We start from the raw sequence: 12,914 nt of genomic DNA, 5'->3' as shown, positions 1-12,914 counted from the left end.
AAAGTATGGTATTTGATGATAAACGTAATTTACTATTAAAGGAAGCCTTAGACTTTGAAAGTAAAAGTAATATAAGTAGTGATTTTAAAAGAAACTTTTTTTCATTGGTTGAAGGTGTGATAATAGATATGCTGCAAAAGGAAGATAGTTTTTTTGGACAATTCTTAGTTAGAATAAAAAGAGATATTAGATTAGATATAACTTGGCCACTAGTTACAATTCCAAAGCTTGAAGGATTTAAAATGTACTTCAATCCAATATTGTTTCTAATGTGTGATAAAAAGGAGATGTCAGCTCTTTTTAAACATGAAATATATCATATAATGTATAACCATTATGAAAGAGAAAAAGAGCTTAGAAATAAATACAGTAAAACTTCTGTAAATTTAGCATTAGATATTTCAATTAATCAATTTATAAAAAATCTACCTATGGATTCTTATAAGATTGATAGAGTAAATAAAGAATACGAAGTTAATCTTAAAGAAGATACTACTTGTGAAATATATGCAGAAGAAATAGAAAAAGCAATAAGAGAAAGAATCAAAACATCCATAGATGATAAAAATAATAAAGATATTGCAAAGCTTATAGATATTACAAAAGCACATGATGTATGGTCAGAAAGTAATATAAATAATGATGCATTAAAGGATATGACAAAAAAAACAGCCATTAATTCCTTTAAAGGAAAAGGGCCAAAGGATATACAAGCAATAATACTAGGTTATAATGAAAAGGCAGAAATATCTTGGCAAGAAGCCTTAAAAAAATTAATACCATCTTTAAGAGCTGGACAAAGAAAAACAATAACTAGAAAAAGTAGAAGACAACCAGAGAGGTTAGATTTAAGAGGAAACCTACCTAATAATATACCAGAAATATTAGTTGCAATTGATATTAGTGCTTCTATGAGTGATGATGAAGTTTATAAGATAATGATAGAAATATTAGAAATTACTAAAACTAGAAGCAATAAAATTACAGTAATTGAATGTGATAATGAAATAAGAAGAGTATATTCAATTAAATCAAAAAATGATATTAAGAAAAGATCAACTAATATTGGTTCTACGAAATTTTCACCAGTTTTTAAATATATAAAAGAAAATAATATGAGAAATCATGTATTAATTTATTTTACAGATGGAGTAGGAGAAAAAGAATTAGAAATTAAGCCTATAAATTCAAATACTATTTGGGTATTAACAGGAGATGAAAATCTTTCACTTATCCATCCATATGGAAAAATAAAGAGAATTACAGGAAGAGTAGAAAAGGGTGAAGGCGGAAATGCTGGTTTAGTTATGTATAGAGAAAGTCAACATGATTGGGCTAGATAAATATATAATAAAATATACTGTATAAGCATATATACTTTAATAGCTATATATGCTTATATGTTATGTTTAATATAAATACTTAATAAACATATCTGAGCTTATATAGATTGAATTATTAATATTTTAAAGTATTAATAAACAGTAACAAATACCATGTTAAATGAATTAAAGTAGAATTTATTTAGATTTTATGATATACTGGTGTTAATTACGGGGGTGACTTATGAAATTTAAAAGATTTAATAAGAATAATAGCATACTGTTAATAGTTGGTGTATTGTTTATAAGTTTATGTATAAACGTTTACATATCTGTTATGAATTCAAACTATGTTATATTAGCAGGACGTGGAGCTTATAGTAATGTAGAAGATATAAGAAATAGAAATCAGGGTGCTTTAACTATATTAGATCAGTCAATTGAAGCTGGAAGTATAACTAATGAAGAACTACTGACTCTATATAAAAATTATAATTCTATTTCGGATTCCTTTATAGATTTATGGTCAAAATATAGAACTTATGGACAAGGAAGTATAATTTCAGTAACTAAAAAATTAGATAAGGCTGAAGAAAATCCAAATGAAGTATATATGAGAATAGAAAGCTTAATGTTTGAATATTTAAAGTTAGAAATGAAAAATCATAATGAAAAAATAATTTTAGATGGTAAAATATTAAATGATTTCAACACAATGAGAAGTATGGCAGTAGATGTAGATAAGTTCTATACTAAATTTATAGAAGATAATTTAAAAGATATTAGTGAAGAAGAAAAACAAGAAAAAATAATAAGAAAAGAATATTGGATAGATATTTTAAAAGGAATTAATCAATCAATAGAGCCATATATAAATTATGAATTTTCAATATAAATTAATAAAAATATGAATATTTAAAAGTTTTAACGTAGGATGTAATTTAGATCCTACGTTTTTATTAACTTCTAAGTAATATTAGTAATTAGTTGACAAAGATAATACCTTTAATTATATTGTAAATATATTGAAACATAATAAAGGAGGAAGAATAATGAATAATATAAATGAGATTTTATACGCTCTTATGGGAACGGGATTTACATTTTTTGCAACAGCCCTTGGTTCAGCAATGGTATTTTTGTTTAGAAATGATATAAAAGCTAGTACTCAAAGAGTATTTTTAGGGTTTGCAGCAGGTGTTATGATTGCTGCATCTGTATGGTCTCTTTTAATACCATCTATAGAGATGGCAAAGGAGCAAGGAAAAGTAAGCTTTATTCCAGCAGCTGGAGGCTTTATTTTAGGCGGAGCATTTTTATTAATTCTAGATAGATTTTTACCACATTTACATATTGGTACAAACGAAGTAGAAGGAATATCATCAAACTTTAAAAGAACTACAATGCTTGTTTTAGCAGTTACGCTACATAATATTCCAGAGGGGATGGCAGTAGGACTTGCATTTTCACTAGCAGCACAAAGTGCAGAAACTGGAGCTTTTATGGGGGCAATAGCACTTGCTATTGGAATGGCGCTTCAAAACTTTCCAGAAGGTGCGGCAATATCATTACCACTTAAAAAAGAAGGTTTTTCAAATAAAAAATCCTTTATATATGGTGCATTGTCAGGAATTGTTGAGCCAATTGCAGGGGTAATAACAGTAATTATTGCAAGTAGCGTAGTAGGCGTTATGCCTTGGATATTATCTTTTGCAGCTGGAGCTATGATTTATGTAGTAGTTGAAGAGTTAATTCCAGAGGCGAATCTTGGAACTCACTCTCATACAGGTACTATTGGAGTAATGGCTGGATTTCTTATTATGATGATACTTGATGTAGCTTTAGGATAAAAAAATAGTTTGACTACTAATTTTTTTTATATAAGGCTATAATAAAGATAGTTACTATTCAATAGTTATAAATATAGGAATAAAATATTTATAAGAGAATAAAAAGAGAGGAGAATAGAAGGGTGATTTTAAGTAGAAATGATAAATGTTGGTGTGGAAGTGGTGCTAAATATAAAAAATGCCACATGGATTTTGATGAAAAGATAAAGATGTTGAAAGAGCAAGGGCACATAGTACCTTCAAGAGATATTATAAAAAATAAAGAACAGATAAAAGGAATAAAAGAAAGTGCTAAAATTAATAATGCAGTTTTAGATTTAGTAGAAAAAAATATAAAACTAGGAATGTCAACAGAAGAGATTAATAAAATGGTACATGATTTTACAGTGGCTAATGGGGCAATACCAGCACCTTTAAATTATGGGGGTTTCCCAAAAAGTGTTTGTATATCAATAAATGATGTTGTTTGTCACGGAATACCAAATGAAAAAGAAAAATTACAAGATGGAGATATAGTAAATATAGATGTATCTACAATTTATAATGGATATTTTTCAGATGCATCTAGAATGTATATGATAGGAAATGTTGAGGATAGGCATAGAAAGCTTGTTAATGTTGCTAGAGAGTGTTTAATTAAAGGTGTTGAAGCAGTTAAACCTTGGGGCTTTTTAGGGGATATAGGGGCTGCTATACAAGAGCATGCAGAAAAGAATGGATATTCAGTAGTTAGAGCCTTTGGTGGACACGGAGTAGGATTGAAATTTCATGAAGATCCATTTGTAGCTCATGTTGGCACTAAAGGGGAAGATATGGTATTAGCACCGGGAATGGTATTCACTATAGAGCCAATGATTAACGAAGGAGACTATGAAGTTTTTGTAGATGCAGATGATGATTGGACAGTATTAACTGAAGATGGAGGATACTCAGCTCAATGGGAATATACTGTCTTAGTTACAGAGGATGGAGTAGAAGTTTTATCTTGGTAATATATAATAAGCTAAATATAATTAGATAATTATTTAAAGATCTAGAAGTATTTACACATTAAAGGGGGATATATGAGAAAGCTTTTAAAAAAGTTTGATATTGGATATGAAAGATATAATGAATTAAATATGATTATAATAATACTATCAGGAATGATTATATTTTTGCCAATAATAATATACTTAATAAGGTTAATATTTCCCAATATATGGAGATGTCCTTATTATGAGCTTACTCATAATCCATGTCCTTTTTGTGGTATTACAACAGATATAAGAAATATTTTAAAAGGAAATATTTTTGAATATAAATATAATTTAATATCAATTCCTATCATATTTCTTTCAATAATGGAAATTTTTATAAGAATTAAACTTATATGTGGCAAAAATAAACTTAAAAGTATAAAATATAGAAGAGAGATTTTTAAGTTTGACTTTATTTATCATGGAATTATTATAATAAGTATTTTTATTTATGTATTAGCATTTTTCATATTTGATTTAAGAAGATTCTAAATTTTATAAATCTCACATAATAAAAATAAAAAGGAGAGTTTTATGGATATAGCATCCCTTGTATTAGGAATTGTAAGTATTATTTTTAGTGTTTTCTGTGGATGTATAAGTATTATAACTGCACCAATAGGGTTAGTTCTAGGAATAATTGATTTAAGCAGAAAGAAAGATAAGGACGTACCTAAAGGTATGGCTATTTCTGGTATAGTACTATCAATAATATCATTAGCAATATTATTAATAATATTTGTAATTATATTAGTAACAGGATATAGTTATTAAATCTATCAGTATTTTTAGTTTGATATAACTTTAAAAGTGATAAATATAAAATACATAAGATAAATAAAAATAGACTTAAGGTAAAATGCCTTAAGTCTATTTTTATTATTTCTTATGTTTAAACAAAATTAATTCTTAAAGAATTAGCTGTGACATCCACCGCCACAAGATCCACATCCGCCTTCAGTTTCTATAACTGGCTTTAATGATAAACCTCTTCCGTTATTTTCTTCAGTTGATAATAGTTTAAATCCACCAAATTCATCAACTAATTTTTCTTCAACTACGAAAGTTATATCGTTAACTTTTTGAGTTATATCTCCTTCTTTTGCTTCATCAACTGAAATGTTGAAAGCAGGACCACTACAACCGAATCCAGCTAAGTTAATTCTTATGCTGTAGTTTTCAATTTCATTTTCATCTAAGAAATTTTTAAATTCTGTATAAGCTTCTTGGCTTATTAATATTTTATCCATAATACTCACCTTCTACTGTTAAATGATAATTTATATCAACAGTATAACATAGTAAAATTAAATATCAAGTAGTTTTTTATAGTAAATATAGAAAAAATATTATGTAAACATTGAAAATTCTAATTATTACCAATATAATTATTTATATAAATACCACATTAGAACTGGTATTTAATAAAGAAATATATATAATTAAATATAGTAATAAATTTTACTAAATATAAGATGAAAAATATATAGATAAAAAGTTTGAAATTTTGTTAGAATAGAAATAATAGCTAATGACTTTAAAGTGTAATATTATAGATTAAGTAAAGTGAGGTAATATTTGTTTTGATACCGTATAATAAAGAATATGTACTTTCAGTAATTAAAGAATATAATAAAAAAATATCTAAAGGTAAAATAGGTAATTTTGAAATAAAAAAAATAGATGGCTTACAAGGGATAATTAATGGTTATATGTATAAAAGAGAGGATCAACTTAATATTGATATACTTGAATTACATGGACCTAATAATATATGGATGAGAATGACTCCAATGGAAATAGAAAGTGCGTATATGCCTATTAAAGTAGCAAAAGGAAAAGTTGGGGTAGTTGGTCTTGGTCTTGGATACATAGTTCAAGAAATGGCTAAAAAATCAGATGTAAAAGAAATATTAGTATATGAAATAGAAAAGGATGTTATAGATTTATATAATAAAAATTTTGATGAAAATCCTAAAATAAAAATTTTAAATAAAGATGCTTTTAATGCAGAAAAAGAAGAGTTTGATTTTTTCTATGTTGATATTTATGAATATAAGCTAAGTAAAAAGGTAGTTGAAGATTATATTCATTTTAATAAGCAACATAAGATTAAGGAATATTCGTTTTGGGGAATGGAGCATTTCTTATTAAGTTGCAAATATGAAGAAATAGTATGGGTTTATATACCAGAAAATTGGATGAGTATGACTAGAAAGATGTTTGAAAAGCTTCAAGATGCTAACTTTTTAAAATATTATTATAAGTTAAATGAAAAATTAGTTAGTGAAGTTTTAGCAGATTTTAAAATTGCATTAGATGATTAAAAAAATAAGTATTTTATAGTTTAAGTGTTTACTATAAAATACTTATTTTTTTACATTATTTGGGAAGTGTGATATGATTAATAAATAATTTAAAAAAAATTAACGATTATTTTAAAAAAAATTAAAAAGGGTAATATAAAATTAGGGGTACTTGAGGTGAAGAAATTTAAAATATGGGAGTGTAAATATGAAAACTATATATTTAGTAGTTCCTTGTTATAATGAAGAGGAAGTATTATTTGAAACCTCTGGCAGGTTAAATAGTAAGATAAGTAATTTAATAGATAAGAATATAATTTCTAATAAAAGTAAAGTTGTTTTTGTAGATGATGGTAGTAAGGATAAAACTTGGTTAATGATAGAAGAGCTTAATAAGATAAATAAATTATTTTATGGTATAAAGTTATCTAGAAACAGAGGACATCAAAATGCTTTATTAGCAGGGCTTTTAACAGTAAAAGATAAATGTGATGCTGTAATATCTTTAGATGCAGACCTTCAAGATGATATAGATGCTATAGATAAGTTTATAGAAAAGTTTTATGAAGGTTTTGATGTAGTATATGGAGTGAGAAGTAGTAGAGAAACTGATACAGCATTTAAAAGAGGATCAGCTCAATGTTTTTACAAATTAATGAAAACATTAGGTGTAGATATAGTATATAATCATGCAGACTATAGATTAATGAGTAAACGTGCTTTAGAATCTTTAGAAAACTATAAAGAAGTAAATTTATTTTTAAGAGGAATAGTACCATTAATAGGATATAAATCAGATACAGTTTTATATGAAAGAAAAGAAAGGTTTGCAGGAAAATCAAAATATCCTTTAAAGAGAATGATAGCATTTGCATTTGAAGGCATAACCTCATTAAGTGTAAAACCTATAAGGATGATTTTAATCGTAGGACTTATTATGTTTATAGGAAGTCTTATAGCATTATTATATTCTTTAATAGTATGGTTTTTAGGAAGAACAGTTCAAGGCTGGACTACCATTGTAGCTTCTATATGGATGATAGGTGGAGTTCAGCTTCTTTGCTTAGGTGTTATTGGTGAGTATATAGGTAAAATTTATTTAGAAACTAAAGAAAGACCAAAGTTTATTATAGATAAATTTATTACAGAGTAAATTTAAATTAAGGGAAGCCTAAAATGGCTTCCCTTAAAATTTATTACTTAACAACTATATTTACAAGTCTTCCTTTAATTACTATAACTTTAACTATAGCTTTTCCTTCGGTAGCTGCAATAATATTTTCATTTGCAAGAGATACTTCTTTAATTCCTTCATCACCTAAATCAGTAGGGACATTAATTTTAGCTTTTATTTTACCATTAACTTGGATAGCAATTTCAACTTCATCACGAGATAAAGCTTTTGCATCAAATTCAGGCCATTTTTGGTTAAAGATTGAGAAGTCCTTACCTAATAAACTCCATTGTTCTTCTGCAAAGTGAGGAGCAAATGGTGCAAGTATCTTTAAGAAGCTTTCACAAGTATTTTCTAAGAACTCTAAGTTTTTAACATCTTCTTGAAGATATTTAGAGAATGCATTTACAAATTCCATCATTCTAGCTATTGCAGTATTAAATTGCATTTTTTCTCCATCTTCAGTAACACCTTTAATTGCATTGTGTAACCAGAAGTTTAATTCTTTTTCAGCTTTATCAATAGTAGTTTTATTATTTTCCACTTTTGATATAGCTTCTCTAGCAATTTCTAGATATCTTTCAATTCTATCTACAAATCTAGCAACAGATTTAACTCCTTCATCACTCCAAGCACCACCTTCAGTGTATGCAAATCCAAACATTAAATACATTCTAAATACATCAGCACCATATTGATTAATATAAGTATCAGGAGAAATAGTATTTCCCTTTGATTTACTCATTTTTAATCCATCTGGTCCAAGTATTAAACCTTGGTGAGTTAATGATTTAAATGGTTCATCAAAGCTTAAATATCCCATATCTCTTAATGCTTTAGTTATAAATCTAGCATAAAGAAGATGCATACAAGCATGTTCAGGACCACCAACATATTTATCAACTGGAAGCATTTTATCTATTAAATCTTTATCAAATGCTATTTCAGTATTTTTATTATCTGGATATCTTAATTGATACCATGATGAACATACAAATGTATCTAAAGTATCACATTCTCTTTTAGCAGGTGCACCACAACATGGACAAGTTGTATTAACAAACTCTTCACACTTAGCTAAAGGTGATTTTCCATCTGGAGCAAACTCAACATTGTATGGAAGTTCAACTGGAAGTTGATTTTCTGGCACTGGAACAGTTCCACACTTTTCGCAGTGTATCATTGGAATTGGAGCACCCCAATATCTTTGTCTTGAAACTAACCAGTCTCTTAATCTATAGTTAACTTTAGCAGAGCCTAAACCATTTGAAGCTAACTTTTCAACTATTTTTTCTTTAGCTTCTTCTGTAGTTAAACCATCAAACTCTCCAGAGTTAACTAAAACTCCATATTCGCAGTAAGGAAGTTCATTATCTTTACCACTTTTACTTGTTATAACTCTTTCTATAGGAAGATTAAACTTTTCAGCAAAAGCAAAGTCTCTTTCATCATGAGCTGGAACAGCCATAACAGCACCAGTTCCATAAGTTGCAAGAACATAATCTCCAACCCATACAGGAACTTCTTTTCCGTTAATTGGGTTTATTGCATATGAACCAGTAAATACACCAGTTTTTTCTCTTGAAAGAGATTGTCTTTCTATATCAGATTGTTTTTTAGCTTGATCTTTATAGTTTTCTACAGCTTCCTTATTATCAGCAGTAGTTAATTTATCTACTAATGAATTTTCTGGAGCTAAAACAACATAAGTAACACCATTTAAAGTATCAACTCTTGTTGTAAATACATCAAATTTAATATCAGAATCCTTAACTTTAAAAGTAACTTCAGCACCAGTAGATTTACCAATCCAGTGTTTTTGCATAGCTACTGTTTTTTCAGGCCAATCTAAAGTATCAAGCTTTTCAAGAAGTTCATCTGCATAATCAGTTATTTTTAAGAACCATTGAGTTAAGTCCTTCTTAGTAACCTCTGTTGAACATCTTTCACAAGCGCCATCTAAAACTTGTTCATTAGCTAAAACAGTACTACATGATGGACACCAATTTACAGGAGCCTTCTTTCTATAAGCTAAACCCTTCTCATAAAGCTTTAAAAATAACCATTGAGTCCATTTATAATAATCAGGTCTGCAAGTTACAACTTCATTTTCCCAGTTAAACATTGCTCCCATAGCTCTTAATTGTTGTTCCATAGTTACTATATTTTTTTCAGTTGAATCCTTAGGATGGATTCCAGTTTTAATAGCAAAGTTTTCAGCAGGTAAACCAAAAGCATCAAAACCCATTGGTTGGAATACATTAAATCCTTGCATTTTTTTTAGTCTAGCCCATGAATCAACAGGTCCATAGTTAAACCAGTGACCAGCATGTAATTGGCTACCTGATGGGTATGAGAACATTTCTAAAACATAAAGCTTTTCACCTTCATTGTTTGGATCAAATTTATAAAGATTTGCTTCTTCCCATTTATCTTGCCATTTTTTATCAACGGAAGTTCCGTAGTTACCCATAATATTTTTCCTCCTTGTATTTTGAATATAAAAAAAGCCCTTCATCTCAATTAAGAGACGAAAGACATTGTTTCGCGGTACCACTCTTATTAGAAAACAACAATAAAGTTAATTTTCTCACTTAAATTCATAACGGGGGTTACCCGTACTTGCTTTTAACAAGTAAGCTCCTAGGCAAGTTCCTATAATTAAAACACTGCTTTTCAGCAACCAACAGCTCTCTAAAGAATTAATGATATAGTACTACTCCTATTCAACACAATAGCATTATTAAATTCAATATAAATTATTATATATTAGGTTATTAGGTAAGTCAAATATTTCAAATAGTAGTTAAAAAATATAAATATAATTTAAATAGTATTATAAAGATTAAGTTTTAATAGAAAAAGCATTTATTAAAATTTATAATAAATATATAGTAACTATTGGGGAGAAGAGAATATGAGTAGCTTAAAAAATACAATAAAAATGTTATTAATACTTAACTACGGAAAACTTATAAAAAAGAAAGAGCTTTCAGAAAAGTTAGGAGTATCAGAAAAACAAATAAGTAGATATAAAGAAGCATTAGATGAAATTGTAACTATAGAATCAATACCAGGTCCAAATGGTGGATATAAATTGAAGGATAAGTATTTACCTTTTAAACAACTTCTAACAAAAGAAGAAGTAATAATACTTAAACTTGCTATAAATGGTATGAAAGAAACCTTTAATGGAGATAATTCAAAAATAAATAAGGCTATCGATAAAATAAATTATTCTATAATGAATAAAGATAATAATTTATTTGAAGCTCAAATAATTCCATATTCTAAAGTGAAAGAAAATTACGATAATCTTACAAAAAAACAATTAAGTATATATGAGGCTATTTTACAAAATAAACAAATAATAATTACATATAGAGGTAATGATGGTCTAAAAACAAGACGATGGGTAGAACCATATAAACTTTTAATATATAAAGGAGAATCATACCTTGTTGCAAATTGTTTACTAAAATCCTCAATAAGATTTTTTAAACTAGTTAGAATAAGTGAATATATAATTACAGGGAAAAGTTTTGAAAAGACAATAGATATAGATAAAATATTAAGTGATTATAAAGATAAAAATATAGGTATATTCTCTGGAAAGGAATATAATTTAAAATTAGAAATAAGTCCACCTATGGCTAATACAGTTAAAGAAAGAATATGGGTAGACAATCAAGTAATTGAAGAACTAGATAATGGTAAAATAATATTTAAAGCAACAATGAAAGGAAGCCCTGAGATAACGTCTTGGATATTAAGCTTAAAGGATTCTGTAAAAATAATAGAGCCGGAAAGCTTAAAGAAAGAGGTAAAAGAATATTTAGTAAAGATGATTAATAACTTATAATAATAACATAGTATATTACATGTTGAAGTTTTAATTCAGTTTGATATAATAACATAGATATATTAACTATGAGGAATGTAAATTTAATAAAGTGAAAGTTAATTAGGTATATACAACATTTTATATTAACTATGAGGGGATAGGAAATACTTTATTTAAGGAAGTATTTCCTATAATAATTTGCTTAAAAAACAAATTATTAATCACATGGATAAAATCATAAAATTGCAATAATAATTGAAATAGAAGATAATTATTAAGGAAGTAAAAAATAATAACCATTAATCAAGTGCAAGTAATTTGGTTGAATAATAAGATGAACATAGTAAAAATGGAGGTAGAAAAATATGTATAGAAAAATAAATAATGAAGTAAGAAAAAATATAATAGAAGGTTGGATAAATTCTAAAATAACTAGGCAACAATTAGCTAAGAAATATAATGTTTCAAGAAGCTTTGTATATAAAATAACCAAAGATTATGAAAAAATAAGATAATATTTATTCAGATATTAAAAAATATCTGAATAAATTAATTCATTATCAAAAATATCCTTAATTGAAGTTATAATAAATATAAAACAATTTACTAAAATATCCATTTAACATAAAATTTATATAAGGAGGTGGAGAAAATGAGATTTACTGTAAAGGGAGAAATAAAAGATAAAAAAATGCCATTAAGCTACAGAACTATGATAATGAGTATTATAAAAAAAGCTATAGAACTTGGCGATAAAGAATATTTTAATGAATTATATTACTATGAAAATAAGAAAAGTAAAAAAATAAAGCCATTTTGTTTTGCTGTATATTTAAGAAATTTTAAAGTCTGTGGAGATATGGTAGAAGTTAATGGAGAAATATCTATAACTATTTCAACTCCAGACTATAACTTAGGAATAGTTGTATATAATGGATTTCTAAAGATGAAAGAACATAATTATAATGGAATTATATTTAGCAAAAATAAAATAACATTAGAAAAAGAATGTAAAGTTTCAGAGTCAGAAGTAATATTTAAAACCTTATCCCCAATATATATAAAAAATAAAGAGAATAAATCAATTGATATAGATGATTCAGAATATTCTAAGGAGTTGAATTATATATGTAATTTACTACTAAATTCATATAGGGGATATGGTTTAAATAAAGAGTTAAAATTTACATCATTAAACATGAAAAAAATAGTTGTGAAGGAAAAAATAAAAGATTTCGTTAAAAATAGTAATAAAGATTTTATGTATATTAATGCATATGCAGGTGTATTTAAATTAGAAGGGGATGTAGAAGATCTAAACCTTTTAAAGCAACTAGGAGTTGGTTTTAGGAGAAGTGAGGGATTTGGATTGATAGATATTATATAAAGGAGGTGGTTA

The 12,914-nt window shown here is 26.8% G+C and carries 13 protein-coding genes and 1 other annotated feature; of the genes, 11 read left to right on the top strand and 2 right to left on the bottom strand.

Annotated features, from left to right (window positions below):
* Positions 1-5: 5 nt before the first annotated feature.
* The 6 genes from ACYQ1T_RS02810 to ACYQ1T_RS02785 all read left to right on the top strand — a co-directional run bounded on the left by ACYQ1T_RS02810 (position 6) and on the right by ACYQ1T_RS02785 (position 4,965).
* Complete coding sequence (locus ACYQ1T_RS02810) at positions 6-1,343, top strand: vWA domain-containing protein (protein ID WP_459831501.1); 1,338 nt, start codon at positions 6-8, stop codon at positions 1,341-1,343.
* 223 nt (positions 1,344-1,566) lie between these two features.
* Positions 1,567-2,217, top strand: coding sequence for a hypothetical protein (locus ACYQ1T_RS02805; protein ID WP_459831499.1), 651 nt, complete (start codon positions 1,567-1,569; stop codon positions 2,215-2,217).
* Positions 2,218-2,374: 157 nt separating this feature from the next.
* Positions 2,375-3,172, top strand: a complete 798-nt coding sequence (locus ACYQ1T_RS02800; protein WP_459831496.1) for a ZIP family metal transporter — start codon at positions 2,375-2,377, stop codon at positions 3,170-3,172.
* Between the two features lie 122 nt (positions 3,173-3,294).
* Positions 3,295-4,164 (top strand): methionyl aminopeptidase, encoded by an 870-nt coding sequence (locus ACYQ1T_RS02795; RefSeq protein ID WP_459831493.1) that lies wholly within the window; start codon positions 3,295-3,297, stop codon positions 4,162-4,164.
* A 72-nt stretch (positions 4,165-4,236) separates the two neighbouring features.
* Positions 4,237-4,683 (top strand): DUF2752 domain-containing protein, encoded by a 447-nt coding sequence (locus ACYQ1T_RS02790; RefSeq protein WP_459831491.1) that lies wholly within the window; start codon positions 4,237-4,239, stop codon positions 4,681-4,683.
* Between the two features lie 42 nt (positions 4,684-4,725).
* Complete coding sequence (locus ACYQ1T_RS02785) at positions 4,726-4,965, top strand: DUF4190 domain-containing protein (RefSeq protein ID WP_459831488.1); 240 nt, start codon at positions 4,726-4,728, stop codon at positions 4,963-4,965.
* 143 nt (positions 4,966-5,108) lie between these two features.
* Here the strand turns inward: ACYQ1T_RS02785 and ACYQ1T_RS02780 are convergent, their stop codons facing one another.
* Entirely contained in the window at positions 5,109-5,441 is a 333-nt protein-coding gene (locus ACYQ1T_RS02780) for a HesB-like protein (protein WP_459831485.1), read from the bottom strand.
* Between the two features lie 333 nt (positions 5,442-5,774).
* On the opposite strand from ACYQ1T_RS02780, the gene ACYQ1T_RS02775 reads away from it, so the two are divergent.
* The gene (locus tag ACYQ1T_RS02775; RefSeq protein ID WP_459831476.1) at positions 5,775-6,518 is read left to right on the top strand and encodes a class I SAM-dependent methyltransferase; all 744 of its coding nucleotides are present in this window, start codon (positions 5,775-5,777) and stop codon (positions 6,516-6,518) included.
* A gap of 187 nt (positions 6,519-6,705) precedes the next feature.
* Positions 6,706-7,650, top strand: coding sequence for a glycosyltransferase family 2 protein (locus tag ACYQ1T_RS02770; protein ID WP_459831473.1), 945 nt, complete (start codon positions 6,706-6,708; stop codon positions 7,648-7,650).
* A 43-nt stretch (positions 7,651-7,693) separates the two neighbouring features.
* On the opposite strand, the gene leuS is transcribed toward ACYQ1T_RS02770, so the two are convergent.
* Positions 7,694-10,144, bottom strand: a complete 2,451-nt coding sequence (leuS, locus tag ACYQ1T_RS02765) for a leucine--tRNA ligase (protein ID WP_459831470.1) — start codon at positions 10,142-10,144, stop codon at positions 7,694-7,696.
* A gap of 50 nt (positions 10,145-10,194) precedes the next feature.
* Positions 10,195-10,410, bottom strand: a binding site (T-box leader).
* 178 nt (positions 10,411-10,588) lie between these two features.
* Here leuS and ACYQ1T_RS02760 point away from each other — a divergent pair.
* The 3 genes from ACYQ1T_RS02760 to cas6 all read left to right on the top strand — a co-directional run bounded on the left by ACYQ1T_RS02760 (position 10,589) and on the right by cas6 (position 12,902).
* Positions 10,589-11,533 carry a helix-turn-helix transcriptional regulator gene (locus ACYQ1T_RS02760; protein WP_459831467.1) on the top strand — a complete coding sequence of 315 codons (945 nt, stop codon included), beginning with the start codon at positions 10,589-10,591 and terminating at the stop codon, positions 11,531-11,533.
* A 347-nt stretch (positions 11,534-11,880) separates the two neighbouring features.
* Positions 11,881-12,030 (top strand): helix-turn-helix domain-containing protein, encoded by a 150-nt coding sequence (locus tag ACYQ1T_RS02755; protein WP_459831465.1) that lies wholly within the window; start codon positions 11,881-11,883, stop codon positions 12,028-12,030.
* 137 nt (positions 12,031-12,167) lie between these two features.
* Positions 12,168-12,902 carry a CRISPR-associated endoribonuclease Cas6 gene (gene cas6, locus ACYQ1T_RS02750; protein WP_459831463.1) on the top strand — a complete coding sequence of 245 codons (735 nt, stop codon included), beginning with the start codon at positions 12,168-12,170 and terminating at the stop codon, positions 12,900-12,902.
* Positions 12,903-12,914: the final 12 nt, after the last annotated feature.

The organism is Clostridium carnis (assembly GCF_054657435.1).
This window is presented reverse-complemented; position numbering and strand designations above follow the sequence as displayed.

Excerpts from the sequence above, each read along its gene's own strand:
- ACYQ1T_RS02760 (WP_459831467.1), top strand. The coding sequence starts at position 10,589 with ATGAGTAGCTTAAAAAATACAATAAAAATGTTATTAATACTTAACTAC.
- ACYQ1T_RS02790 (WP_459831491.1), top strand. The coding sequence starts at position 4,237 with ATGAGAAAGCTTTTAAAAAAGTTTGATATTGGATATGAAAGATATAAT.
- ACYQ1T_RS02800 (WP_459831496.1), top strand. The coding sequence starts at position 2,375 with ATGAATAATATAAATGAGATTTTATACGCTCTTATGGGAACGGGATTT.
- ACYQ1T_RS02770 (WP_459831473.1), top strand. The coding sequence starts at position 6,706 with ATGAAAACTATATATTTAGTAGTTCCTTGTTATAATGAAGAGGAAGTA.
- ACYQ1T_RS02780 (WP_459831485.1), bottom strand. The coding sequence starts at position 5,441 with ATGGATAAAATATTAATAAGCCAAGAAGCTTATACAGAATTTAAAAAT.
- ACYQ1T_RS02810 (WP_459831501.1), top strand. The coding sequence starts at position 6 with ATGGTATTTGATGATAAACGTAATTTACTATTAAAGGAAGCCTTAGAC.
- cas6 (WP_459831463.1), top strand. The coding sequence starts at position 12,168 with ATGAGATTTACTGTAAAGGGAGAAATAAAAGATAAAAAAATGCCATTA.
- ACYQ1T_RS02805 (WP_459831499.1), top strand. The coding sequence starts at position 1,567 with ATGAAATTTAAAAGATTTAATAAGAATAATAGCATACTGTTAATAGTT.
- ACYQ1T_RS02785 (WP_459831488.1), top strand. The coding sequence starts at position 4,726 with ATGGATATAGCATCCCTTGTATTAGGAATTGTAAGTATTATTTTTAGT.
- leuS (WP_459831470.1), bottom strand. The coding sequence starts at position 10,144 with ATGGGTAACTACGGAACTTCCGTTGATAAAAAATGGCAAGATAAATGG.
- ACYQ1T_RS02755 (WP_459831465.1), top strand. The coding sequence starts at position 11,881 with ATGTATAGAAAAATAAATAATGAAGTAAGAAAAAATATAATAGAAGGT.